We start from the raw sequence: 24,966 nt of genomic DNA, 5'->3' as shown, positions 1-24,966 counted from the left end.
CCTGCGGAAAACGGATCTGACCCCGCCTGTATGTCGAGCATCGGATCGCGTCTGGGGTAGAGCCCCCTGAGTCAGGGGGCGGCCGCGAAGCGGCGGGGGTATGGAAGCTGGTAAGTGGGGCCCGCGTTTCGCGCAGCGAAGCGTGGGAGCGACAGCGCGCATGCGTTGGCGCGTCCCCGGGCGCCGCCCGGCCGAACTACAATCCCGCTCATGCTGAAATTCTCGAATACCTCCCGCCGGGGGCGCCGGTGAGCGGCCGTGGGGGCAACGACGGCCAGGTCCGCATCATCGGCGGTCGCTGGCGCAATACCCGCTTGCCGGTGCCGACCCTGCCGGGGCTTCGGCCCAGCAGCGATCGTGTGCGCGAGACCCTGTTCAACTGGCTGATGCCCAAGCTGGGCGGGGTCCGCGTCCTGGACCTGTTCGCAGGCAGCGGCGCATTGGGGCTGGAAGCCGTCTCGCGCGGTGCCGCCCACGCCACCCTGGTCGAGCGCGATGCGCAGCTGGGACGCAACCTGACCGCCGCCGTGGCCAAGCTGCAGGCCAGCGACCAGATCAGCGTCGTGCAGGCCGATGCCGTGCGCTGGCTGCAGGGTGCGCAGGCGCAGCAGGCCGATCTGGTGTTCATCGACCCGCCATTCGCCGATGGCCTGTGGCAGGACGTGCTGGCCCAGCTGCCGCGGCACCTGGCAGCCGATGCCTGGCTGTACCTGGAATCGCCGGCCGGCCACGTGCCGGTGCTGCCGCAGGGCTGGCTGCTGCACCGCGAGGGCGGCACCCGTGAGGTGCGCTTTGCCCTGTACCGCCGTGCCACTGCTACACTTTGACCTCATCTGAACATCTGCTACCGCCCATGACCGTGGCCAACCGCCGCATTGCCGTCTATCCCGGCACGTTCGACCCGATCACCAACGGTCACATCGACCTTGTGAGCCGGGCCGCGCCGCTGTTCGAAAAGGTCGTGGTCGGCGTGGCGCAGAGCCCGTCGAAGGGCCCGGCGCTGCCGCTGGAACAGCGCGTGCAGCTGGCGCGTGGCGCCCTGGCCCACCATGGCAATGTCGAAGTCATCGGCTTCGATACCCTGCTGGCCCATTTCGTACGTTCGGTCCAGGGCGGGGTGCTGCTGCGCGGCCTGCGCGCGGTGTCCGACTTCGAGTACGAGTTCCAGATGGCCAGCATGAACCGCCACCTGATCCCCGAGGTCGAGACCCTGTTCCTGACCCCGGCCGAGCAGCACAGCTTCATTTCGTCCTCGCTGGTCCGCGAGATCGCGCGCCTGGGCGGCGACGTGTCCGGTTTCGTGCCGGCCGCGGTGCTCGAAGCCCTGCGCAAGGTCCGCGAAGCGAAGGCGGCACAGTCGTAAGCCCGCCGTACCTGCACCCCATTACGTACAACACCACGCACCATTCCGGGAGGAAATCCATGAACACCACCATGCGCGCGATGCTGATCGCTTCGTTGGCCCTGGCCTTCACCGCCTGCAAGAAGGAAGAGGCCGCTCCGGTCGACGAGGCCAAGCAGGCCCTGGTCGCTCCGTCCAAGGACGACGATGCCGGCTGGAAGAAGTACCTGCAGGAAGTGGCGATCCAGAACATGGGCAACATCACCAACAGCCCGTTCCTGTATTACCTCTCCCCGGAATCGGACCCGGACTTCCAGGCCAAGTACGAGCGCCAGACCGAGAGCGCGACCCAGGCCGTGGCCCGTGGCGTGCAGCCGGGCAACATGCTGGCCTTTGGTTCGTCGGCCTCGGGCAAGATGGCTGACATGATCCAGGCCGTGTTCAAGGACGTGTCGCCGGATTCGATGAAGGGCGTGCGCGTCGTCTTCATCGGCCAGTCGGCCGACAACGCCCGTGTGCAGGCTGCGATCCAGCCGACCGGTGCCGAGTACATTTTCGTCGAAGCCAAGTAATACCGAGCCATGGCGGCCATGCTCCGGCATGGCCCGGGCGGCGTCCTGCAAGGGCGCCGCTGATGACCTGACCGGCCCGCGCGCCCGCGCTGGCCGGTCCTTTGTCCCAAGGCGCGGGCGAGGAGTATCGCCATGTCGCTGAAAATCAACGAGCTCTGCGTCAACTGCGACGTCTGCGAGCCGGCCTGCCCGAACCAGGCCATTGCGATGGGTGAAACCATCTACGTGATCGACCCTGCGCGCTGCACCGAATGCGTGGGTCATTTCGACGAGCCACAGTGCGTGGTCGTCTGCCCGGTCGAGTGCATCGACCCGGATCCGGAGATCGTGGAAACGGAAGACCAGCTGCTGGCCAAGCTGCGCCAACTGCAGCACGATCACCCCGAACTCTATGCGGAGCCCCCATCCGAATGAAGACGCTGATCGTCCGCCCCCTGTTGCTGCTCGGCCTGCTGCTGAGTCCGATCGCCTGGGCCGACAGCCCGGCCCGTGCCGAGCGCCCCGACGGCGCAGCCATTGCCAGCGGCCACGCGCTGGCCACCCAGGCCGGCATCGACATTCTGGCGCAGGGCGGCAACGCCTTCGATGCTGCGGTGGCGGTGTCGTCCACGCTGGCGGTGGTCGAGCCGATCAGTTCCGGGCTGGGCGGTGGTGGCTTCTTCCTGCTGCACGACGCGGCCACCGGCAAGGACGTGATGCTGGACGCGCGCGAGACCGCACCGGCCGCCGCGACCCCGCAGGCCTTCCTCGACAAGCAGGGGAACCTGGACCGTGACCGCTCGGTCAACGGTGCGTGGTCGGCCGGTATTCCGGGCCTGCCTGCGGCGCTGGTCGAACTGTCGGCCAGGCACGGCAAGCTGCCGCTGTCTGCATCGCTGCAACCGGCCATCCGGATCGCACGCGAAGGCTTCCCGGTGTACGACCGCATGGCCAAGGGCTATGCGTCGCGCCGTGAAGTGATGGAGCGCTATCCCGGCACGCGTGAAGTCTATCTGCGCAACGGCAAGCCGATCGCCAGCGGTGACCTGTTCAAGCAGCCGGAGCTGGCGCAGACGCTGGAGCGCCTGGCCGCTGGAGGTTTCGACGGCTTCTACAAGGGCCAGACCGGAAAGCTGTTGCTGGCAGGCGTCAAGCAGGCCGGCGGCAGGTGGACCGCCGAAGAGCTGGCCGGCTATCGCGTGAAGCAGCGCGAGCCGATCGTGTTCAACTACAACGGCTGGAAGATCACCACCGCGCCGCCGCCGTCGTCCGGTGGCATCGCGCTGGCCAGCATGCTGCAGATCCTGGAAGGCTGGGACATCAGGAAGATGGATCCGGCGCACCGTACCCACCTGGTGGTGGAGTCGATGCGCCGCGCCTACCGCGACCGTACGTTCTTCCTCGGCGATCCGGACTTCGTGCAGATCCCGCAGAAGGTGCTGACCAGCAAGGACTACGCACAGGGCCTGCGCGCCACCATCCATCCGGAGAAGGCCACGCCCAGCGACCTGCTGTCGGGCAATCCGACGCCGCTGGAAGACGACGAGACCACGCACTTCTCGATCATCGACCGCGACGGCAACCGCGTCGGCGCCACCCAGACCGTCAACCTGCTGTACGGCTCGGGGCTCATTCCCAAGGGCACCGGCGTGCTGCTGAACAACGAGATGGACGATTTCGCGCTGAAGCCGGGTACGCCCAATGCCTTCGGCGTGATGGGCTACGAGGCCAATGCGCCGAAGCCGGGCAAGCGCATGCTCAGCTCGATGACGCCGACCTTCATGGAAAACAGCGACAAGGTGATCGTGCTGGGCACGCCTGGTGGCAGCCGCATCATCACCATGGTGCTGCTGGGCATCCTCGGCTACGACGCCGGCCTGGACGCGCAGCAGGTTGCCGCGCTGCCGCGCTACCACCACCAGTGGCTGCCGGATCTGATCGAAGCCGAGGACGATGCGTTCGACGCGGCGACGGTGAAGCAGCTGCAGGCGATGGGCCACAGGATCGACCTGCCGGGCAATGTCGCCGCCGGCGGTCGCGGTTCCAGCCACGTGTGGGGCAACCTGCAGACCGTGGAATGGGACCGCAAGGCGAACAAGCTGTTCGGCGGCAGCGACCCGCGCAATCCGGTGGGCAGTGCCCAGGTCGTGCCGGCCCACTGATGTGGCGGTGCCGGCCACTGGCCGGCGATCTGGCAGATCACCAGGACCCCGCCAACCGGCGGGGTTTCCTGTTTCCTTTCTAGCGATTATTTAACAGTCCGGCGCCGATAATCGACGCATGAAACTCTGGTCTATTCGTGGAAACTCGCAGCGCCTGGACGGCGGCGCGATGTTCGGCAACGCGCCGCGTGCGTTGTGGGAAAAATGGGCGGCTCCGGACGAGCTCAATCGCATCGAGCTGGCCTGCCGTGCGCTGCTTGCCAGTCCGCTGGAAGGCAAGACAGTACTGTTTGAAACCGGTATCGGTGCGTTCTTCGACCCGCGCATGCGCGAGCGTTATGGCGTGCAGGAAAGCCAGCACGTGCTGATCGATTCACTGCGCGAAGCGGGTTTCGAGCACGAGGACATCGACGTGGTGGTGCTCAGCCACCTGCACTTCGATCATGCCGGTGGCCTGCTTGCTGCATGGAGCGAAGGGCGTGAGCCCGAACTGCTGTTCCCCAACGCAACCTATGTGGTTGGTGCGCAGCATTGGCAGCGCGCCGTGCGGCCACACCCGCGCGATCGGGCCAGTTTCATTCCTGAGCTGCCCGGCCTGCTGCAGGCCAGTGGCCGCCTGGAAGTAGTGGAGGGGGAGTACTCGAAGGCGCTCGGCCGCAGCGTGCGCTTCAGCTACAGCGATGGGCATACGCCGGGGCTGATGCTGGCCGAGATCGTTGGCCACGCGCATGCCGGTGAAGATGCGCACGGTGGCGTGGTGTTCTGTGCCGACCTCATCCCAGGTCGTTCATGGGTGCACGTGCCGATCACCATGGGCTATGACCGCAATGCCGAATTGCTGATCGACGAGAAACGGCAGTTCCTTGAAGACAAGCTGGCGCGCAACGTGCGGCTGTTCTTCACCCATGACCCGCAGGTGGCGCTGGCGCAGCTGGGCCGTGATGACAAGGGACGTTTCGTGACCCTGCACGAACAGGGCGAGCTGAAGGCGCGCGCCCTGGGTTAATGGCAGAGCCGAGCGTGGGCTCGGCTCTACATCACGCGTCGTTACGACGCCTTCAGGCAGCTGCTCATGAAGGTCTTGCGCGCATCGCCGGCCAGCTTCTTCGCGCCTGCGTCAGCGTTGCATTTGCGCATGCGTTCCTGCTGCGTATTGACCGGCTTGGTTTCGGCGGCATGACCGCTGAGGCAGGAGCTCTGCGCGCTCTTGTAGGCATCCCCCGTCAAGCCCTTGTTCTTGGCCGAGCATTCGGCCATGCGCTGCTGCTGCGGGGTGGTGGCATTGGCAGTCAGGGGCAGGCCGACCAGCAGGACGGCGGCCAGCAGGAAAGAGGCCTTCATCGGGAGCTCCAAGCGGTGGCGGGTGCGCGGAGCATTCGCTTCCGACCGGTAAGGCCACGTGAAGAATCACGCGTCGGCCACATCCGCGTCCACGGGCGTTCACGTGACGCGGCGAAGCGGGCCGGCGAACGGTTGTCGGGTCAGAGCCCTCTCCTGCGGAGAGGGATCCGACCACGGTTCGCCGGATCAGCCGACGCGGGTGCCGAAGATGCGGTCACCCGCGTCGCCCAGTCCGGGCAGGATGTAGCCCTTGTCGTTGAGCTGGGCATCGATGGCCGCAGTGTAGATTTCCACGTCCGGATGCACGGCCTTCACTGCTTCGATGCCTTCGGGCGCGGCCACCAGGAAGATGCCCTTGATGCGACGGGCGCCGGCGCGCTTGAGCATGTCGATGGTGGCGATCAGCGTGCCGCCGGTGGCCAGCATCGGGTCGAGGATCAGTGCGTCGCGCTCTTCCAGGCGGCCGGTCAGGCGCTCGAAGTAGGGTACCGGCTGCAGGGTTTCTTCATCGCGCTGCAGGCCGACCACGCTGACACGGGCGGCCGGAATCAGCGACAGCACGCCGCTGAGCATGCCCAGGCCGGCACGCAGGATCGGCACCACGGTGATCTTGGCGCCGGCAATGCGCTGCACCGTCACCGGGCCGGCCCAGCCGGCCAGGGTGTGCGGCTCGGTATCCAGGTCGGCGGTGGCCTCGTAGGCCAGCAGCGTACCCAGCTCGTTGGCCAGTTCGCGGAAATCCTTGGTGCTGAGCGCAGCGTTGCGCATCAGGCCGATCTTGTGCTGCACCAGCGGGTGGCGCACTTCGACGATCTTCATGGTCGGGAAGGGGAGTAGGGAGAGAGGCCGCCATTTTGCCGGATTGGCGGGGCGAAGCCCAAACCGGGCCCGGGGCCGCTGTACATGAAATGTGCAGAGGCATGTCACGGCCATGCAACCTTGCGGACATACCGTGCAGACCCATTCTTAACAGGAATGGGGATTCCCAGTGCATATCAAGACTCCGTTGGCCGTTGCCATCACCCTGACCCTGGCGATGGGGGCTGCCGCCCCGCTGCAGGCCGCCGGGCAGCAGGCGGTAGCCGCCACCGGCGCCGTGGCGGCCGACGCGGTCGACCTGGACCGTATCGAGGTGCGCGCCCAGCTCGAATCGCAGATCCGCGCGGTCGACCTCAAGCGCGGCAGCGACGCCATCGAAGACGCGGTGTCCTCCGATGCCCTGGGCCAGTACCCGGACAAGAACGTGGCCGAGTCGCTGCAGCGCCTGCCGGGCATCAGCGTGACCCGTGACCAGGGCGAGGGCCGTTTCGTGGTCATCCGTGGCCTGGACGCCAATCTCAACAGCGTCAGCGTGGATGGCATCGCCGTGGGCACGCCGGAGGACTCCAGCCGTGCCGCGCCGCTGGACGTGATCCCGTCCGATTCCACCGAACGCCTGCGCGTGGTGAAGTCGCCGACCCCGGACATGCCCGGTGATGCCATCGGCGGTGCCGTGCTGGTGGAATCGGCCTCGGCCTTCGACCGCGACGGTCGCAGCCTGCGTGGCAAGATCGAGGGCAGCCACCAGCAGCTGTCCGGGGAGACCAGCCCGAAGGCGGCCTTCAACTACAGCGAAGTGTTCAACGACACCTTCGGCGTGGCGCTGGGCGTGAACTACCAGAAGCGCCGGTTCGAGTCGGACAACACCGAAGTGGAGTACGACGGCGAGGACGATGCCGCCCCCGGTGACGTGACCGCGATCAACCTGCAGCACCGCAAGTACGAGATCGAGCGCAAGCGCATCGGCGCCAACCTCAACCTCGACTGGCGGCCGGACGAAGACAGCAGGTACTACCTGCGCACGCTGTACAGCCAGTTCGACGATGCGGAGACCCGCCAGCGCGTGATCTTCAACTTCGACGACGCGAAGATGGTCAAGACCGGCACCGACCAGTACCGCCTGGATGGCATGCCGAAGGACTCGATCGACAAGCGCATGCGCTACCGCACCAAGAAGGAAAACACCTTCGCGGCCAGCCTGGGCGGCGAGAACACGTTGCCCAACGCCGTGGTTGATTACCGGATCGGCTACACCCGTACCGAAGAGCGCGTGAACGACGAGATGGAGGCACGTTTCAAGCTCAACGGCAAGGCGTTCAACGGCAGCCTGGACCAGAGCAGCCGGCTGCCCAGCTACAGCTTCGACAACCCGCAGTGGCTGGACAACAGCAACTACGCGTTCGACCGCTTCGTGCTATCGCCCAAGCAGGTGAACGACAAGGAGCACAGCGCGCAGGTCAACGTGCGCTTCGACGGCGACAGCAGCAGCATCAAGTTCGGTCTGCTGGGCCGCTGGCGCGACCGCGACGTGAATGTGGATGAGCGCGAACTGCGCGTCGGCCCGAAGGTGGCGCTGGCGGGCTGGACCACCTCCTCGCCCGAACATCGCCACGGCAACTTCGGCGACGGCATGGATTCGGCGGCGATGCGTGCCTTCTGGGCGGCCAATGGCAGCCAGTACAGCGCCCGCCCGCAGGACGTCGGCGGCAATGCGATGACGTCGCTGGAAGAGGATTACGTGGCCAGCGAAGACATCTTCGCCAGCTACGCCATGGGTACCTGGGACGTGGGCGCGCTGCGCCTCATCGGCGGCGTGCGCGTGGAGAACACCCGCTTCAAGGCGACCGGCAACCAGGTGGACGTGGCCGCCAACGGCCGCAGCTTCACCGTCACCCCGCGCGTGGCCAACAGCAGCTACACCAACGTGCTGCCGGGCCTGCACCTGCGCTATGACGCGGCTGATGACTGGGTGCTGCGCGCCTCGGCCAACAAGACCGTATCGCGCCCGTCCTTCGGCGACGTCTCGCCGCGCGTGGGTTACAGCCGTGGTGACGAGGAAGTGCGCCTGGGTAACCCGGAACTGGATCCGTACGAGTCGAAGAACATCGACCTGTCGGTGGAGAAGTACATCGGCAGCAGCGGCATCGTTTCGCTGGGCCTGTTCCACAAGTCGATCGATGGCTACATCGTCGAAACCGTGCGCACCAATGATCCGGCCTACGGTGGATTCGATGTGACGCAGCCGATCAATGGTCGCAAGGCCGCCGTGCGTGGTGCGGAGTTCAACTGGCAGCAGCAGCTGGCCTTCCTGCCGGACGGCCTGGATGGCCTGCTGGTCGGCGCCAGTGGCACCTGGCTGGATACGAAGTTCGATGCCGGCATCAAGGACCGTGCGGGCGAGGACTTCACGCTGCCGCGCGCTTCCAAGCATGTCTACAGCGCACACATCGGCTATGAAAAGCATGGTGTAAGCACGCGCCTGGCGGCCGTGTACCGCAGCGAGTACCTGGACAGCATCGGCAAGGGGCGCGCATTCGACATCTACGTGGCACCCAACACCCAGCTCGATTTCTCGCTTGACTACAAGTTCACCCCGCGCGTGAGCGTGTACTTCGAGGCGCAGAACCTGCTGGACAAGCCGTTGGAGCTGTACCAGGGCACCCGTTCGCGCACCCTGCAGCTGGAAGAGTACGGCCGCACCTATGCGCTGGGCCTGAAGGTGGCGCTGTGATGGGGCGTGGCGTCACTGTCCTGGCCGCCGCGCTGGCGGCTACGCTGGTCGCCGGCTGCACGCCGGCCACCGGCAACGATCCGGTTGCGGGAGCGGCCTCGCCGGCCGCCAGTGGCGAGCGCAAGGTGGCCACCATCGCCGAAGCGTTCCTGTCACCGATGACCCCGGCCGACAACATCGACTCGCCGGCGGCCTGGCGCGCGCCGGACGGCGTACTGTGGCTGATCGCCACTGCCAAGGCCACCGACAAGCTGGTGGTCTACGACGGCAGCACCGGCCAGCACCTGCGTGACGTCGGCAGCAGCGGCACCGCACCGGGGCAGTTCGACCGCCCAAACGGCATCGCGGTGACCGACGACCTGCTGTGGATCGTGGAGCGCGACAATCACCGCGTGCAGGTACTGCGCCTGCCGGACTTCGCGCCGCTGGCGACGTTCGCGGCGGACGACCTGCGCAAGCCTTACGGGCTGTGGGTGGACCGCCGTGCCGATGGCTACAGCGTCTACGTCACCGACTCCTGGGACAACGGCGAGGATGCACAGGGGCGCGACATCCTGCCGCCGCTGGCCGAGCTGGACAAGCGCGTGCGCCAGTATCACGTGACCCGCAATGGTGAGAAGGTCGACGCGAAGCTGGTGGCCAGCATCGGCGATACCACCGAGACTGGTGCGCTGCGCGTGGTCGAGTCGATCTGGGGCGATCCCGAGAACGACCGCCTGCTGATCGCCGAAGAGGACGAGAGCTACGCCAGCGAGTTCAAGGTCTACACCCTCGCGGGCCGCTTCACCGGCACCACCTTCGGCCGCGACGTGTTCAAGGCACAGGCCGAAGGCGTGGCCCTGCGCACCTGCGGCAAGGATGGCTGGTGGATCACCACCGAACAGGGCAAGCAGCGCAGCGTGTTCCATCTGTTCGACCGGCACACGCTGAAGCCGGTCGGCGCGTTCCAGGGCAATACCGTGGCCAACACCGATGGCATCTGGATGATGCAGCAAGCCAGCACGCGCTTCCCGCACGGTGCGCTGTATGCCGTGCATGACGACCAGGGCGTGGTGGCGTTCGACTGGGAGAGCATCGCCAAGCAACTGGCGTTGCCGCTGGAGTGTGGCGCATGAGCCGGCAGCGCGTGATGCGCACGCTGGCCCTGGGCCTGCTGCTGGCGCTGCCGTCGCTGTCGTTCGCGGCGGCTGAACCGAACACCCAGGTGCCGGCAGATAGCCGCCACTACGCAGCGACGACGGTGCCGGACCGCATCGTCGCCTCGCCGGCGGTCGATCCCAGCCATGGGTTCGCAGTGGCCTGGCGCACCGATGGCAGCGTGCAGGCGCCGCTGCTGGAGATCGCAATGGCCGCAGATTCGCCGGCCATCGAAGGCATCCGCCAGGTTCGTGCGACGACCCGCGCGCTGCAGACCGAGAACGGCCTGTCGCACCACCATCGTGCAGATATCGATGGCCTGCAGCCGGATACCCAGTACGTCTACCGTGTGCAGGGAAATGGCAGTTGGAGTGCATGGAACCAGCTGCGCACGCTGGCTGCCGCCGACCAGCCGCTGACCCTGCTTTACTTCGGCGATACCCAGAACAAGAACGTCAGCCATGTCAGTCGCGTGGTGCGTGCCGCGCAGAAGGCCGCACCGCAGGCACGCATGAGCCTGTTTGCCGGCGACCTGGTCAGCGGCGGCGACAACATGGATGACAGCGAGTGGGGCGAATGGTTTGCCGCCGTCGGCTGGTTGGCGCAGGAAACGATGGTGGCGCCGGCCATAGGCAATCACGAGTACTTCGAGGAATTCGAGGACACCCCGCAGGAGCGCCGCGTGCTGGGCCGCCACTGGCCGGTCACGTTCGCGTTGCCGGGCAATGGTGCCGGCGCTGCGCAGCAGAGCAGCTACTGGTTCGATGCGCAGGGCGTGCGCGTGGCCGTGGTAGACGGCACATCGGCACTCGACCTCGGCACCGCTACGGCACAGGCACAATGGCTGGACAAGGTGCTGACCGGCAATCCGCAGCCGTGGACCATCGTGTTGCTGCACCAGCCGTTCTACTCGCCGCGCGAAGGGCGCGAGAACGCCGCGTTGCGTGACGAGCTGTTGCCGGTGGTACGCCGCCACAACGTCGATCTGGTGCTGCAGGGCCACGACCACACCTATGGCCGCCGTGGCGAAGGGCAGGCCGCAACGCCGCAGTACGTGGTGACTGTAGCCGGACCGAAACAGTACCGCGTGTCCGATGAAGCGCGCAGGACGATGAACCCAGTGGCCGAAGACACCCAGTTGTTCCAGGTGTTGAACATCGACCCGCAGCGCCTGCGTTATGAAGCGCGCACCGTGACCGGCCGTCTCTACGATGCCTTCGAACTGCGCCGCGATGCCAAGGGGGGGAAACAGCGCATGGAGCTGACCGAAGGCCGCATCACGCAGCGTAACTGCCCGCGTGCGCAGACTGCCAAGGGCCGCGCCGATCGCTGCTGGGAATGAGGAGATCCAGATGAAAACCGTACGCCGTCTTGTCCCCATGGCTGCCATCGGCGGGGCCCTGCTCCTGCTCGCGACAGCGGTGACCGCTGCCGATACCGTGCTGCATCCCTTCCTGGTGGCCCAACCAAGGGAAGCCCCGCAGGAAGTGAATCTGGCGGTGGAGATTCCGGCCGGCAGCTTCACCAAGTACGAGATCAAGGAAGACGGCCTGGTGCATGTGGACCGCTTCCAGTCGATGCCGGTCGCCTATCCGGCCAACTACGGTTCGATGCCGCGCACGTTGGCTGGCGACAACGATCCGCTGGACGCGCTGGTGCTGACCCGTGAACCCCTGCATCCGGGCGTGATCGTGCGCTTCCGGCCGATTGGCTACCTGAAGATGATCGACGGCGGCGAGCACGACGAGAAGATCATCGGCGTGCCGACCGACAAGGTTGACCCGACCTACGCCAACATCCGCGACCTGGCCGATCTGCCGGAGATCGAAAGACAGCGCATCGAAGCGTTCTTCCGGGTCTACAAGGACCTGCCGGCCGGGCGCAACCCGGTGCAGCTCGACGGCTGGGGCAACGCCGCCGAGGCGCGGGCGCTGATCAGCGAAGCGATGAAGCGCTTCGAAAGGTAGATCCGCGCCATGCGTGGATTCAGTCCAGCAACGTCTCGATGAACGATTCGGCCTGCAGGCGGTCGCCCAGTACCCGGGCCACCGCCTGTACGGCTGCGTCCTGGTGTTCAGGGCGGATGCCGCCATCGTCATCGTCGTTGTAAAGGTCATCGCCGGCATCGAGGTACACCGTGCCTGCTGCAGCCAGAGCTGCCATCAGGGTCGGCACGTCGGCAGCCATTTCGTCGGCATCCAGCAGGCCGGCACCGTGATGGCTGAACAGCACACGGCCGTCGTCCAGATCGAGGATGAACGGATCAGCGCTGCGATCGGCAATCACCAGCCAGTTCGAGGGCCAGTCGTTGATCCGTTCGCCGCTGATGCCATGCCATCGATAGCCGGCCTGATGGCTCCACAGGCGTTGCAGCGGCGGTATCCAGACATCAAGGCCGGGAACGGTGATGCCGGCGGTGCCTACCCGGGCATTGATCACTTCGCCCAGCGGCCCGACCTGCGCGTAGAAGCGTGCCAGTACCGGAGGCAGCGGGAACGGGCCCTGCCAGTCGCTCTCGTGCTGGGCATGCAGCAGCCCGAAGCGGGCGAATGAGGCGTGAAGATCATCCATGTCAGAGTCCATCGGGTAGCGGCCGTGCAGCCTAGCAGACGGCGTCTGCGCGCATCGCCTTCACCACCGCTGGCTATCATGTGCGCCTTCCACAACGAAGGCATTACCTGTGTCGGTAGCGTTGGTATGGTTCCGCCGTGATCTGCGGCTGCAGGACAATCCGGCCCTGCAGGCCGCGCTGGATGCCGGTCACCATGTGGTGCCGGTCTACATCCACGCGCCGCATGAAGAGGGGGAGTGGACGCCGGGTGCCGCCTCCGATGCGTGGCGCCACCGTTCACTGGGTGCCTTGGATGCCGACCTGCGCACGCGCGGCTCGTCGCTGGTGTTGCGCAGTGGTGACAGCCTGCCGGCCCTGCAGTTGCTGATCGAGCAGACCGGCGCCGAGGCGGTGTACTGGAACCGCAAGTACGAGCCGGCCACCCAGCCTCGCGACGCTACCATCAAGCGCACGCTGCGCGAGCAGGGCGTCGACGCGCAGAGCTGCAATGGCAGCCTGTTGTTCGAGCCCTGGGACATCGCCACCCAGCAGGGACAGCCGTACAAGGTGTTCACACCGTACTGGCGCAATGTGCTCAGTCATTGGCGCCTGCCGGCACTGCAGGCCGCACCGGAGGCACTGACGCCGCACGCGGTCGACAGCCTCGCACTTGATGATCTCCAGCTTGCACCGACGCTGGATTGGGATACCGGCTTCTGGGAGTACTGGCAGCCGGGTGAAGCCGGTGCGCTGGAGGCGCTGTCGGTGTTCGAGGACGGCGCCTTGCGCGGTTACCGCGAGCAGCGAGACCTGCCCGACCGCGTGGGCACCTCGCGGATGTCGCCGCACCTGCATTTCGGTGAGATCGCACCGTGGCGCATCGCGCATGCGCTGGAAAGACTGCGCAGTGCTGGCACCGATGCCGACATCGACGGCTATCTGCGGCAACTGGGCTGGCGTGATTTCGCCTACCACCTGTTGCATCACTTTCCGAAGACGCCCACGGACAACCTCAATCCGCGTTTCGAACGCTTCCCCTGGGCGGCACCGACTGCAGCGCAACTGCACGACTGGCAGCGCGGCAACACCGGCGTGCCGATCGTTGATGCCGGACTGCGCGAGCTGTGGCGCACCGGCTACATGCATAACCGGGTGCGGATGATCGTGGCCAGCTACCTGTGCAAGCACCTTCGCGCGCACTGGCTGCATGGCGCGCGCTGGTTCTGGGACACCCTCGTCGATGCCGACCTGGCCAACAACACGATGGGCTGGCAATGGGTGGCCGGGACCGGCGCCGATGCAGCGCCGTACTTCCGGGTGTTCAACCCGGTCACCCAGGCCGAGAAGTTCGATCCGCAGGCCCGCTACATCAGCCGCTGGGTGCCTGAGCTGGCGGCACTGCCGGTGAAGGCGCGGTTCGCGCCGTGGCAGCATCCCCTGCTCCTGGCAGCACACGCGCCTGACTATCCACGCACGCCGATGGTGGACCTGGCTGAGGGCCGCGACGCTGCGCTGGCGGCATACCGCCAGTCGGGGGCGGGGTAAAGGGTGACCCGAGCGATCCGGTCAGTTAGCTGAACGCGCCCCTGTCGGCGCACCGGATCATCATCCCGACATCGCATTCGGCTGTTTATCCTCTCTGCGCCCGCAAGCCGCCGGCCGACCGGAAACCAAGGAGAACCTCATGATCCGCAACACCACCCGCAACGTCGCACTGGCCCTGATGAGTGCGGCCGTCCTGTCGGCCTGCGCCACCGGCGGCTCCTATGTGCAGAGTGACCAGTACGGCAATCCGACCGAACAGCAGAACCGGACCGGCCGCAACGCGCTGATCGGTACGGCCATCGGCGTGGCGGCCGGCCTGCTGACCGGCGACAGTGCTACCGAGCGGCGCCAGCACGCGCTGATCGGTGCCGGTATCGGCGCACTCAGCGGTGCCGCCGTCGGCCAGTACCAGGATCGCCAGGAACGTGCACTGCGCGAGCGCACCGCCAACACCGGCATCGATGTGCAGCGCCAGGGCGACAACATCATGCTGAACCTGCCGGACGGCATCACCTTCGACTTCGGCAAGGCGACCCTGAAGCCGCAGTTCTATGGCTCGCTCAACGGCGTGGCCGGTACGCTGCGTGAGTACAACCAGACCATGATCGAGGTGGTTGGCCACACCGACAGCATCGGCAGCGACGCGGTCAACAATCGCCTGTCGAAGGAACGCGCCGACTCGGTCGCGCAGTACCTGATCGGCCAGGGCGTGCAGAGCGTGCGTATCGAAACGCTGGGCGCCGGCAAGGCGTACCCGATTGCCGACAACAGCACCGATGCCGGCCGCGCCAAGAACCGCCGCGTCGAGATTCGCGTGATTCCGCTCAAGCAGTAACGCGCAGCGTTACTGCTTGAGCCGGTCCGGCCATCGGCCGGAACGAAAATGCCGCCCTTGCAGGCGGCATTTTCGTAGGTGCCGAGCCTGCTCGGCACACCGATTGCGTATGTAGAGCCGGTCATGCCGCCGAAGCCGCCACCTTCTCCAGTATCCGCTTGCCACTGCTTTCCAGCGCGGCATCTTCCTGTGCCTTCTGCTGCTGTGCCAGCTTCGCGCCGGGGCACTGCGCCAGCATGTAGTTGGCATCGAAGTTGAGCTTCTCGACCAGGAAGTCGACAAACGCACGCACCTTCGGCGAGACCAGGCGGCCGCCGGCGAACACGGCATTGAAGTCCACTTCCGGGCCGGTCCAGCCGGCCAGCACGCGGCGCACCATGCCCGATTCGACGAACGGCTTGGCCATCACATCACCGGTCAGCAGCAGGCCTTCGCCACAGACCAATGCACCATTCAACGCAGACATGTCGTTGGCGGTCATCAGCGGGGTGACCGGGAAATCGCGCAGCTCGCCGCCGTTCTCGCCCAGCTGCCAGGTGAAGCGCGGCGAATTGCCGGTGTGGTACGGCTTGCGCATTGCCAGGATGCGATGGAACTGCAGCTCTTCCGGATGCAGCGGTTCGCCATAGCGCTCAATGTAGGCCGGACTGGCGAACACCTGCGTGCGCAGGCTGCCCAGCTTGCGCGCGACCAGATTGGAATCGGGCAGGGCACCCACGCGCAGCGCCAGGTCCGCTTCACCGGCGATCAGGTCCAGCTTCTCGTTACCCATGTGCATGTCCAGGCGGATCTCTGGATACTGCGCATGGAACTGGCCCAGCAGCGGCGCAATCCAGGTGATGCCGATCGAGTAGGGCACAGTGAAGCGCAGCCAGCCGCGCGGGCCGGACTGCAGCTGGCTCACCGCGCTTTCGGCCTCTTCAAGCTCGCGTGCGATGCGCTGGCAATGTTCGTGATAGATCGAACCGGCTTCGGTCAGGCCGAGGCGGCGCGTGGTCCGGTGCAGCAGGCGCGCGCCCAGGCGCGTTTCCAGCTCCTGCACTTTGCGGCTGACCGTGGTCTTGGGCAGGCCGAGCGATTTGGCAGCGGCAATGAAGCTGCCTTGCTCGACCACTTTGACGAAGATCAGCGTCTCGTTGAGATCGTGGGACATGGTCGGGGATCCTGGACGTCGGGGATGGGACAATCGTGACAGAACGATTGGACCGGGAGCGGGATGATTATTCCCCTTAATCAGGACTAATCAAGTAAAGGTTTGAGGTCTATCGTGGCGCCATTCGTTAATTGGAGCCCGTCCGCCATGAGCCTGCGCAACATTCTTGCTCGACTCCGGAACGCCGGCCAGAACACCCTGGACCTGGCGATGACCGTCGAAGCCCGTCCGAGTTCCTTGGTACACAAGGACTTTCGTGAGTTTACCGCCCCCATGCGTCAGCAGCGTGGCGGTGCCATCCGCCTGGTCCCGCACAAGGGCGACCGCCTGCGTCGAATTGGGACTATCCCGGATTTGGGAGGAAATGTCCCGTGAATGGGATACTGACGCCCGAAGTCCTGGTCCTTGGCGGTACCGGTGCCGTCGGCCAGGGCGTGGTCGGCGCGTTGCTGGAAGCCGGCAGCCCGGTGCTGGTGGTTGGCCGCGATCCGGGCCGGCTGGCCGCGCTGCATGAGCAGTTCGCGGATGAGCCCGGACTGGAGACGCTGCTGGGCTCGCTCAGCGACGACGGCTCGGCACGCGCGTTGGCCGAGCGCATCGCGCAGCGCCCGCGTCCGCTGGCGGCGGTGATCGCGGCAATGGGTGGCCCCTACCGTCGCGGCCGGGTGATCGACCGCAACGGCGATGAGCTGCTGGGCGCGATGCAGGCCGACCTGATGCCGCACGTGCACGCCGTGCGCCACCTGCTGCCGCTGTTGCAGGACAACGTGCATGCGCGCCGCTACGTGATGATCGGCAGCCCGGCCAACGCCAAGCCCTGGGCGGGCTACGGCGAGACCTCGATCACCACCGCCGCACTGCGCATGTACGCGCAGGTGGTGCACCAGGAAGCGCAGGCGCTGGGCGTGCGCGCGCAGATGCTGGAAGTCTGCAGCCCGGTGTGTACCCCGGCCAACGCGGCCAATGCCTGCATCGAGTGGCCCAGCTCGCTGCTGGTCGGTCGTCGTGTGGTCTCCCTGCTTGATGGGTGCCGCGACAACCGCGCCATCGTCCGCTGCGACAGCAGCGATGCCGAATTGCCGCGTGGCCTGCTGCACCTGGAAGTTCCCCCGCTTTGGCGCGACACCGCAGGCATCGCTTGACCTCGACCATGGTTGAGGTCGCAGTATTCGCCGCCGATTTTTGCAACACGTTCCCATATAGCTGTACCACCCCTCCGTACGGATGCATGCCATGACTTCCCCCAATACCACCCCACATCGTTTCGGACATCGCATTGCGATGGCCGGCGTGTCGATCCTCGCCGCGGCCGTGCTTGCAGCCTGCAGCGGCGGCCATGCCGAAGAAGCCGGTGCACCGCCGCCGCCGCAGGTCAGCGCCGCGCCGGTACTGGTCAAGCAGGTCAGCCAGTGGGACGAGTTCAGTGGCCGCGTCGAAGCGGTGCAGAGCGTTGAACTGCGTCCGCGCGTGTCCGGTTACATCGACAAGGTCAACTACGTCGAAGGCCAGGAAGTGAAGAAGGGCGAAGTGCTCTTCACCATCGACGCGCGCAGTTACCAGGCCGAGTACGATCGGGCGGCCGCCGAACTGGCCCGCGCCCGTACCCAGGCCACGCTGGCCCGCAGCGAGTCCGAGCGTGCCAAGCGGCTGTCCGAGCAGCAGGCGATCTCCACCGAGACCGCCGAGCAGCGCCGTGCGGCTGCCGACCAGTCCGGCGCCGCCGTGCAGGCCGCGCAGGCAGCATTGGATGCAGCCCGCCTCAATCTTGAGTTCACCAAGGTACGGGCACCGATCGACGGCCGTGCCGGCCGCGCGATGGTCACCGCCGGCAACCTGGTCACCGCCGGCGACAGCGCCAGCGTGCTGACCACGCTGGTCTCGCTGGACACGGTGTTCGTCTACTTCGATGCTGACGAAAGCACCTTCCTGCGCTACGCCCAGATGGCACGCAAGGGCGAGCGCCCGAGCGAGCGTGACAGCGCGCTGCCGGTGAAGGTCGGCCTGTCCGGTGAAGAAGGCTACCCGCACACGGGCAAGGTCGACTTCCTCGACAACCAGGTGGCCCGCAGTACCGGGACCATCCGCGTCCGTGCGCTGCTGGACAACGCCGATCGCCAGTTCACGCCGGGCCTGTTCGCCCGCGTGCAGCTGCTTGGCAGCGGCCAGTTCCAGGCGCTGCTGATCGACGACAAGGCCGTGCTGACCGACCAGGACCGCAAGTACGTCTACGTGGTCGACAAGGATGGCAAGGCCCAGCGCCGCGACATCCAGCTTGGCCGCACCGCTGAAGGCCTGCGTATCGTCGAGCACGGCCTGGCGGCAGGAGACAAGGTGATCATCGACGGCGTGCAGAAGGTCTTCATGCCGGGCATGCCGGTGCAGGCCAAGGCCGTGGCAATGCAGCCGCAGGCCGTGCAGGCACCGGGCCGCGATGCCACCGCCGCACTGAACCACTGATCCGCCGTCTCCTGATCCGCGTCCCCGCTTAGCTGCCGGCGCCAGCGGCAGCCTTCCCTGCCTTCGTCGTATCGGCGAGGGGCAGGGTGGCTGTTGCCCGCCGAATGCCTTTCCCAGGAATTCCTCCATGGACTTTTCCCGTTTCTTCATCGACAGGCCGATCTTCGCGGCGGTGCTGTCGATCGTGATCTTCGCCGCAGGCCTGATCACGATTCCAATCCTGCCGATCAGCGAGTACCCCGAAGTGGTGCCGCCGTCGGTGGTCGTGCGCACGGTCTATCCGGGCGCCAACCCCAAGGTCATTGCCGAGACCGTCGCCACGCCGCTTGAAGAGGCGATCAACGGCGTCGAAGGCATGATGTACCTGAAGTCGGTGGCCGGCTCGGACGGCGTGCTGCAGATGACCGTCACCTTCCGCCCGGGCACCGACCCGGACGCGGCGGCGGTGAAGGTGCAGAACCGCGTGGCGCAGGCGCAGGCACGCCTGCCCGAGGACGTGCGCCGGCAGGGCGTGACCACGCAGAAGCAGTCGCCGACCTTCCTGATGGTGGTGCACCTGACCTCGCCGCAAGGCAAGTACGACACCCTGTACCTGCGCAACTACGCGCGCCTGCACGTCAAGGATGCGCTGGCGCGTATTCCGGGCGTGGGTGACGCGCAGATCTTCGGTGGCGGCGACTACGCCATGCGTGCCTGGCTGGATCCGGACAAGGTGGCCTCGCGCGGCCTGACCGCCAGCGACGTGGTGCGTGCCATGCGCGAGCAGAACGTGCAGGTTTCGGCCGGCCAGCTCGGCGCCGAACCGCTGCCGGACAGCAAGTTCCTGACCCTGATCAATGCCCAGGGCCGGCTGAAGACCGAAAAGGAATTCGGCGACATCGTGCTCAAGAGCGGCACCGATGGCGAGATCGTGCGCCTGTCCGACGTGGCCCGCCTGGAACTGGGTGCGGGCGACTACACCCTGCGCTCGCAGCTGGACGGCAAGAACGCGGTGGGTATCGGTATCTTCCAGTCGCCGGGTGCCAACGCGCTGGAAATCCGCGATCAGGTCATCTCGACGATGGACGAGATGCAGAAGACCATGCCGGCCGATGTGAAGTACGAAGCGGTGTATGACACCACCATCTTCGTGCGCGACTCGATCAAGGCCGTGGTCTCCACGCTGCTGGAAGCGATCGCCCTGGTGGTGCTGGTCGTGATCCTGTTCCTGCAGACCTGGCGTGCGTCGATCATTCCGTTGATCGCGGTGCCGGTGTCGGTGGTGGGTACGTTCGCCGCGCTGTACCTGCTGGGCTTCTCGATCAATACGCTGAGCCTGTTCGGCCTGGTGCTGGCGATCGGCATCGTGGTTGACGACGCGATCGTGGTGGTGGAGAACGTCGAGCGCAACATCGAGGAAGGCCTGTCGCCCACCGCGGCGGCACACCAGGCCATGCGCGAGGTGTCCGGCCCGATCGTGGCGATCGCGCTGGTGCTGTGTGCCGTGTTCGTGCCGATGGCGTTCCTGTCCGGTGTCACCGGCCAGTTCTACAAGCAGTTCGCGGTCACCATCGCCATTTCCACGGTGATCTCGGCGATCAACTCGCTGACCCTGTCGCCGGCCCTGGCCGCGCGCCTGCTGAAGGCCCATGGTGCGCCGAAGGACGGCCCGAGCCGCCTGATCGACCGCCTGTTCGGCTGGGTGTTCCGTCCGTTCAACCGCTTCTTCAAGTCCAGCTCGGAGAAATACGAGCGTGGCGTGGCCCGCATCCTCGGCCGCCGCGGTGCGGTGTTCGTGGTCTACGCGATCCTGCTGGTCGGTACCGGCGTGATCTTCAAGCTGGTGCCGCCGGGCTTCATTCCGACCCAGGACAAGCTGTATCTGATCGCCGGTGTGAAGCTGCCGGAAGGTTCGTCGATCGCCCGCACCGATGAAATGCTGCGCAAGGTCGCCAAGATCGCCCAGGAAACCGATGGCGTCGCTCACACCATCTCGTTCCCCGGTCTGAACGCGCTGCAGTTCACCAATACGCCGAACACCGGTGTGGCGTTCATCCCGCTCAAGCCGTTCGCCGAGCGCCATGGCCGCACCGCGGCGCAGATCAATGCCGAGATCAACCAGAAGATTGCCGGCCTGCAGGAAGGCTTCGCGTTCGCGATGATGCCGCCGCCGATCCTCGGCCTGGGCAATGGCAACGGCTACCAGATGTTCATCGAGGACCGTGGCAACCTGGGTTACGGCGCGCTGCAGAATGCGGTGCAGGCCATGCAGGGCACCGTCGCGCAGACCCCGGGCATGGCCTTCCCGATTTCCAGCTACCAGGCCAACGTGCCGCAGCTCGATGCCGAGGTGGACCGCGTCAAGGCCAAGGCACAGGGCGTGCAGCTCACCGAGCTGTTCGACACCTTGCAGACCTACCTGGGTTCGGCCTACGTCAACGACTTCAACCAGTTCGGCCGCACCTGGCAGGTGATCGCCCAGGCAGATGGTCCGTACCGCGAGACGGTCGAGGACATCGGCAAGCTGCGTACCCGCAACGACCGCGGCGAGATGGTGCCGATCGGTTCGATGGTCACCATCAAGCAGACCTTCGGCCCGGACCCGGTGCTGCGCTTCAATGGCTATCCGGCAGCGGACCTGGCCGGTGAAGCCGACCCGCGCCTGTTGTCCTCGGCCGAGGCGATGACCAAGCTGACCGAGATCGCCGCCAAGGTACTGCCGGTGGGCATGACCACCGAATGGACCGACCTGAGCTACCAGCAGGCAACCCAGGGCAAGGCCGCCTTCATCGTGTTCCCGGTGGCGATCATGCTGGCCTTCCTGGTGCTGGCCGCGCTGTACGAGAGCTGGTCGCTGCCGCTGGCGGTGATCCTGATCGTGCCGATGACCCTGCTGTCCGCGCTGTTCGGCGTGTGGCTGACCGGTGGTGACAACAACGTGTTCGTGCAGGTCGGCCTGGTGGTGCTGATGGGCCTGGCGTGCAAGAACGCGATCCTGATCGTCGAATTCGCCAGAGAGCTGGAGATGGGCGGCAAGGGTATCGTTGAAGCCGCGCTGGAAGCCTGCCGCCTGCGCCTGCGCCCGATCGTGATGACCTCCATCGCCTTCATCGCCGGCACGGTGCCGCTGGTGCTGTCTCACGGTGCAGGCGCCGAAGTGCGCTCGGTGACCGGCATCACCGTGTTTGCTGGCATGCTGGGTGTGACGCTGTTCGGCCTGTTCCTCACCCCCGTGTTCTACGTGGCCCTGCGCAAGTTCGTCACCCGCAACGGTGGTGGCCAGCTGGTGCAGCACGGCGAACCAACCATCCATCACTGACAGGGAATGTTGCCGACACTGGCCGCCCGGTCGGTGTCGGCTTTCCCCCTCATCAAGGCATGACTCCATGAATTCCCATCAGAACAAGATCGCACTGGTTACCGGCGCCACCCGCGGCATCGGCGCCGAAACCGTACGCCAGCTGGCCAGCAACGGCGTGCATACGCTGCTGGCCGGGCGCAAGCGTGAGGCCGCCGTGGAGCAGGCGCTGAAGCTGCAGGCCGAGGGCCTGCCGGTGGAAGCACTGCAGCTGGACGTCACCGACAGCGCCAGCATTGCCGAGGCCGTGCAGCAGGTGCGCGAGCGCCACGGCCGCCTCGACATCCTGGTCAACAATGCGGGCGTGTTGCTGGAAAATCCGGCGCAGCGGCCGTCTGAGCAGTCGTTGGACACCTGGCGCCGCACCTTCGACACCAACGTCTACGCACTGGTCGCGGTGACCCAGGCGTTCCTGCCGCTGCTGCAGCAGGCCAAGGCTGGCCGCATCGTCAATGTCTCGAGCATCCTCGGTTCGCAGACCCTGCATGCCGATCCGGCGTCGGGCATCTACGACATGAAGGTTCCGGCCTACAACGCCTCCAAGGCCGCTGTGAACAGCTGGACCCTGGCACTGGCGCACGAACTGCGCAGCACGCCGATCAAGGTCAACACCGTGCATCCGGGCTACGTGAAGACCGACATGAACGGTGGCCACGGCGAAATCGAAATCGCCGAAGGCGCGCGCTCCAGCGTGCAGATGGCGCTGATCGGCCATGAAGGCCCGAACGGCAGCTTCACCTACCTGGGCGAGGTGCTGCCATGGTGATCCGCACGTTGGCGATGGCCGTCTCCAGCCTGGTGCTGGCGGGCTGTGTCAGCGTCGGCCCGAATTACAAGGCCCCGGTGCAGGAACCGGTGGTCCTGCAGGGTGCACAGCAGCCGGTGTTCAGTACCGCTTCGCCGGTCGCCAGCTGGTGGGCGCAGTTCGATGATCCGGTGCTGGAACAGCTGGTGCACGGCGCACTGTCGGACAACCTGGACCTTCGCGTGGCCGTGGCCCGCGTCAGCCAGGCCCGCGCGGTGTTCGTGGAAAGCCGCCTCGACCAGGCGCCGCACGTCACCGCTGGCGGCAGCTACGACCGCCGCAAGCAACCCGATCCGCAGCTGGGTGGGCAGCGGGTGTTCAGTGAAAGCTACCAGCTCGGCTTCGACGCCGGCTGGGAGCTGGATCTGTTCGGCCGCAAGCGCCGTGCTGCTGAAGCCGCACGCGCCGACCTCGGTGCCGAGCAGGCCAACCTGGCCGATGCGCAGGTCCTGATCGCCGCTGAAGTGGCACGCAACTACTTCGAGCTGCGTGGTACGCAGAAGCGCATCGCGGTGGCCCAGCACACGCTGGAAAACCTGCGCGATACGCAGAAGCTGACCGAGGCGCGCTGGCAGCTGGGCGCAGGCAGCGAGCTGGATGTGCAGAGCAGCCGTGCCCGCCTGAAGGCGATCGAGGCGGACATCCCGTTGCTGGAAGTGGCCGAGGCGCAGTCGCGCAACCGGCTGGCCGTGCTGCTCGGCCAGCGCCCGGAAGTGCTGACTGACATGCTCGCGCCGCACGACGTACCGGCCTTCGCCAAGGCACTGCCGCTGGGCGATACCCGCGAACTGCTGCGCCAGCGTGCCGACGTGCGCGTGGCCGAGCGGCGCCTGGCGGCTGCGACCGCACGCGTGGGCGTGGCCACGGCGGACCTGTTCCCGCGGTTGTCGCTGTCCGGCTTCGTCGGATTCCTTGGTGGCGATGCCAGCGGCCTGGTCAATGGCAACAACAAGGCCTGGTCGCTGACCCCATCGCTGAGCTGGGCGGCATTCGACTTCGGCACCGTGCGTGCACGCCTGCGTGCCAGCAAGGCTGAAGCCGAAGGCGTGGCCGCGCAGTATGAGCAGGCGGTACTGCTGGCCCTGGAAGACACCGAGAACGCACTGACCCGCTATTCCAAGCAGCAGGCACGGTTGGCGATCGTGGTCGAGCAGGCGCAGGCGGCACGGCGTGCCGAATCGCTGGCTCAGATCCGCTATCGCGAGGGCTCGGAGGACTTCCTGACACTGCTGGATGCGCAGCGCACGCAGCTGGCAGCCGATGATGCGTTGGCGGCGGCCGAGTCCGAGGTCAATGTCAGCGTGGTGGGCGTGTACAAGGCGCTCGGAGGCTGGGGGCAATCGCCGCAGCAACCGAGCGTGGCGCAGGTGCAGTGACTCCGGGGGACGGAGGCCGTGGCGTCCGTCCCCTTGCTCTTTCACGGCCACTGATTGGCCGGCACCTCGCGCTCGCGCATGCGCACGATGCAGAAGCGATGGCCGGTCGGTGCTTCCATTACCCACCAGCGCTTGACGAAGCCTATCCGTCGCGCGCCGAGCTTCTCCAGGCGGTCGGCCTCGGCATCGATGTCGTCGCTCTCGATGTCCAGATGCACCCGTGACGGGTGATCGACCCGCTGGACTTCAACGTCCAGGCCCGCCGGTGCGCCCAGCAGGTCGGCATACTCGGCGCCCCCTTCGGCACGCGCCGCCTGTGCCTGCAGACCGAGCGCGGCGGCCCAGAAACGGGCGCCTTCGTCGGCGGGAAGGTCCTGGCAGTCGATGATGAATCCTGCCAGCCGGCTCTGGTGTGCCATGTGCTGCTCCGCAGTTCGAGGGGTACGCGGCAGGGTAGCGCGGTGCATTCCGCGTACGTCTTCACCTTCGTGACGTTTCTGACTCTGCCGGATTGCGGGCTCGCCGTGTAACTAGTGGGTCAGGCACTCGGGAGGACAGGCAATGGCGGACGGAAGGCGGGATACCCAACGGATGTTGTTCGGCGATCCGGGTCCACCGGGTGCGGGGTTGTCGGTGGCGGTCGTGGTGCTGCTGGTGCTGGCGACGATGGCCGCAGCGGTCGGTTTCCTGCGCCTGCAGGATTCGATGCTGGGGCTGGGCCTGATCGGCGTCGCCGTGTTCCTGGCGATAGGGGCCCGCATCTGCCAGGCGCGCGATCAGCACCAGGCGCTGTATCGCCTGCTGTCGCGGCAGCCGCCGCTGTA

General features: G+C 66.4%; 24 protein-coding genes. 19 read left to right on the top strand and 5 right to left on the bottom strand.

All coding sequences use genetic code 11. The features are described from left to right. The first annotated feature begins 218 nt into the window (after positions 1-218). The 6 genes from rsmD to HMPREF3114_RS14080 all read left to right on the top strand — a co-directional run bounded on the left by rsmD (position 219) and on the right by HMPREF3114_RS14080 (position 5,061). The gene (gene rsmD, locus HMPREF3114_RS14105; RefSeq protein ID WP_315970765.1) at positions 219-827 is read left to right on the top strand and encodes a 16S rRNA (guanine(966)-N(2))-methyltransferase RsmD; all 609 of its coding nucleotides are present in this window, start codon (positions 219-221) and stop codon (positions 825-827) included. Positions 828-853: 26 nt separating this feature from the next. Beyond that, complete coding sequence (gene coaD / locus HMPREF3114_RS14100; protein WP_005416145.1) at positions 854-1,363, top strand: pantetheine-phosphate adenylyltransferase; 510 nt, start codon at positions 854-856, stop codon at positions 1,361-1,363. A gap of 59 nt (positions 1,364-1,422) precedes the next feature. Beyond that, on the top strand, positions 1,423-1,914 hold the full coding sequence (locus HMPREF3114_RS14095; RefSeq protein WP_004153167.1) for a hypothetical protein: 492 nt from the start codon (positions 1,423-1,425) through the stop codon (positions 1,912-1,914). A 132-nt stretch (positions 1,915-2,046) separates the two neighbouring features. Continuing rightward, positions 2,047-2,328 carry a YfhL family 4Fe-4S dicluster ferredoxin gene (locus tag HMPREF3114_RS14090; RefSeq protein ID WP_004153175.1) on the top strand — a complete coding sequence of 94 codons (282 nt, stop codon included), beginning with the start codon at positions 2,047-2,049 and terminating at the stop codon, positions 2,326-2,328. Further along, entirely contained in the window at positions 2,325-4,055 is a 1,731-nt protein-coding gene (gene ggt, locus HMPREF3114_RS14085; RefSeq protein ID WP_053499171.1) for a gamma-glutamyltransferase, read from the top strand. Before HMPREF3114_RS14090 ends, ggt begins: the two co-directional genes overlap by 4 nt. A 118-nt stretch (positions 4,056-4,173) precedes the next feature. After that, the gene (locus tag HMPREF3114_RS14080; protein WP_005416147.1) at positions 4,174-5,061 is read left to right on the top strand and encodes an MBL fold metallo-hydrolase; all 888 of its coding nucleotides are present in this window, start codon (positions 4,174-4,176) and stop codon (positions 5,059-5,061) included. 41 nt (positions 5,062-5,102) lie between these two features. Here HMPREF3114_RS14080 and HMPREF3114_RS14075 read toward each other — a convergent pair whose 3' ends face one another. Both HMPREF3114_RS14075 and upp read right to left on the bottom strand, forming a co-directional pair. After that, positions 5,103-5,396 (bottom strand): PsiF family protein, encoded by a 294-nt coding sequence (locus tag HMPREF3114_RS14075; RefSeq protein ID WP_053499169.1) that lies wholly within the window; start codon positions 5,394-5,396, stop codon positions 5,103-5,105. 186 nt (positions 5,397-5,582) lie between these two features. Next, entirely contained in the window at positions 5,583-6,215 is a 633-nt protein-coding gene (upp, locus tag HMPREF3114_RS14070; RefSeq protein ID WP_005416149.1) for a uracil phosphoribosyltransferase, read from the bottom strand. A 169-nt stretch (positions 6,216-6,384) separates the two neighbouring features. Between upp and HMPREF3114_RS14065 the strand changes: the two genes are divergently transcribed. From HMPREF3114_RS14065 to HMPREF3114_RS14050, 4 genes are read left to right on the top strand one after another with little or no spacing between them, the layout of a single operon-like run. Continuing rightward, complete coding sequence (locus tag HMPREF3114_RS14065) at positions 6,385-8,946, top strand: TonB-dependent receptor (RefSeq protein WP_070489934.1); 2,562 nt, start codon at positions 6,385-6,387, stop codon at positions 8,944-8,946. After that, positions 8,946-10,061, top strand: a complete 1,116-nt coding sequence (locus HMPREF3114_RS14060) for an NHL repeat-containing protein (RefSeq protein WP_053499166.1) — start codon at positions 8,946-8,948, stop codon at positions 10,059-10,061. Before HMPREF3114_RS14065 ends, HMPREF3114_RS14060 begins: the two co-directional genes overlap by 1 nt. Before the next feature lie 14 nt (positions 10,062-10,075). Then, positions 10,076-11,425, top strand: a complete 1,350-nt coding sequence (locus HMPREF3114_RS14055; RefSeq protein ID WP_229766036.1) for a purple acid phosphatase family protein — start codon at positions 10,076-10,078, stop codon at positions 11,423-11,425. 10 nt (positions 11,426-11,435) lie between these two features. After that, entirely contained in the window at positions 11,436-12,050 is a 615-nt protein-coding gene (locus HMPREF3114_RS14050; protein WP_053499160.1) for an inorganic diphosphatase, read from the top strand. Positions 12,051-12,069: 19 nt separating this feature from the next. Here HMPREF3114_RS14050 and HMPREF3114_RS14045 read toward each other — a convergent pair whose 3' ends face one another. Further along, complete coding sequence (locus HMPREF3114_RS14045) at positions 12,070-12,654, bottom strand: SMI1/KNR4 family protein (protein WP_053499158.1); 585 nt, start codon at positions 12,652-12,654, stop codon at positions 12,070-12,072. Positions 12,655-12,763: 109 nt separating this feature from the next. Here HMPREF3114_RS14045 and HMPREF3114_RS14040 point away from each other — a divergent pair, with 109 nt between their 5' ends. Both HMPREF3114_RS14040 and HMPREF3114_RS14035 read left to right on the top strand, forming a co-directional pair. Beyond that, complete coding sequence (locus tag HMPREF3114_RS14040; protein ID WP_053499156.1) at positions 12,764-14,179, top strand: cryptochrome/photolyase family protein; 1,416 nt, start codon at positions 12,764-12,766, stop codon at positions 14,177-14,179. Between the two features lie 139 nt (positions 14,180-14,318). Next, the gene (locus tag HMPREF3114_RS14035; RefSeq protein WP_005416156.1) at positions 14,319-15,014 is read left to right on the top strand and encodes a YiaD family glycine zipper/OmpA-like lipoprotein; all 696 of its coding nucleotides are present in this window, start codon (positions 14,319-14,321) and stop codon (positions 15,012-15,014) included. Between the two features lie 121 nt (positions 15,015-15,135). Here HMPREF3114_RS14035 and HMPREF3114_RS14030 read toward each other — a convergent pair whose 3' ends face one another. Further along, the gene (locus HMPREF3114_RS14030) at positions 15,136-16,167 is read right to left on the bottom strand and encodes a LysR family transcriptional regulator (protein ID WP_005416157.1); all 1,032 of its coding nucleotides are present in this window, start codon (positions 16,165-16,167) and stop codon (positions 15,136-15,138) included. Between the two features lie 147 nt (positions 16,168-16,314). Between HMPREF3114_RS14030 and HMPREF3114_RS14025 the strand changes: the two genes are divergently transcribed. The 6 genes from HMPREF3114_RS14025 to HMPREF3114_RS14000 all read left to right on the top strand — a co-directional run bounded on the left by HMPREF3114_RS14025 (position 16,315) and on the right by HMPREF3114_RS14000 (position 24,142). Beyond that, positions 16,315-16,542, top strand: coding sequence for a hypothetical protein (locus HMPREF3114_RS14025; RefSeq protein ID WP_049414419.1), 228 nt, complete (start codon positions 16,315-16,317; stop codon positions 16,540-16,542). After that, complete coding sequence (locus tag HMPREF3114_RS14020) at positions 16,539-17,309, top strand: SDR family NAD(P)-dependent oxidoreductase (RefSeq protein WP_053499154.1); 771 nt, start codon at positions 16,539-16,541, stop codon at positions 17,307-17,309. The genes HMPREF3114_RS14025 and HMPREF3114_RS14020 overlap by 4 nt, the downstream gene beginning before the upstream one ends. 91 nt (positions 17,310-17,400) lie before the next feature. Next, complete coding sequence (locus tag HMPREF3114_RS14015) at positions 17,401-18,624, top strand: efflux RND transporter periplasmic adaptor subunit (protein ID WP_053499152.1); 1,224 nt, start codon at positions 17,401-17,403, stop codon at positions 18,622-18,624. A gap of 127 nt (positions 18,625-18,751) precedes the next feature. Next, complete coding sequence (locus HMPREF3114_RS14010) at positions 18,752-21,922, top strand: efflux RND transporter permease subunit (RefSeq protein ID WP_053499150.1); 3,171 nt, start codon at positions 18,752-18,754, stop codon at positions 21,920-21,922. Positions 21,923-21,989: 67 nt separating this feature from the next. Continuing rightward, positions 21,990-22,727 carry an SDR family oxidoreductase gene (locus tag HMPREF3114_RS14005; protein WP_053499148.1) on the top strand — a complete coding sequence of 246 codons (738 nt, stop codon included), beginning with the start codon at positions 21,990-21,992 and terminating at the stop codon, positions 22,725-22,727. Beyond that, entirely contained in the window at positions 22,721-24,142 is a 1,422-nt protein-coding gene (locus HMPREF3114_RS14000; protein WP_053499146.1) for an efflux transporter outer membrane subunit, read from the top strand. Before HMPREF3114_RS14005 ends, HMPREF3114_RS14000 begins: the two co-directional genes overlap by 7 nt. A gap of 41 nt (positions 24,143-24,183) precedes the next feature. On the opposite strand, the gene HMPREF3114_RS13995 is transcribed toward HMPREF3114_RS14000, so the two are convergent. Then, positions 24,184-24,561, bottom strand: a complete 378-nt coding sequence (locus HMPREF3114_RS13995; RefSeq protein WP_005416164.1) for a VOC family protein — start codon at positions 24,559-24,561, stop codon at positions 24,184-24,186. 142 nt (positions 24,562-24,703) lie between these two features. Between HMPREF3114_RS13995 and HMPREF3114_RS13990 the strand changes: the two genes are divergently transcribed. Then, positions 24,704-24,966 (top strand): hypothetical protein (locus HMPREF3114_RS13990; protein ID WP_049414598.1); only part of this gene is annotated, 263 nt, incomplete at its 3' end.

The sequence above is a fragment of the Stenotrophomonas sp. HMSC10F07 genome (assembly GCF_001807895.1).
GTDB lineage: Bacteria > Pseudomonadota > Gammaproteobacteria > Xanthomonadales > Xanthomonadaceae > Stenotrophomonas > Stenotrophomonas sepilia.
Note: the sequence above shows the minus strand (reverse complement) of the source record. Positions and strands in the feature narration are given on the sequence as shown.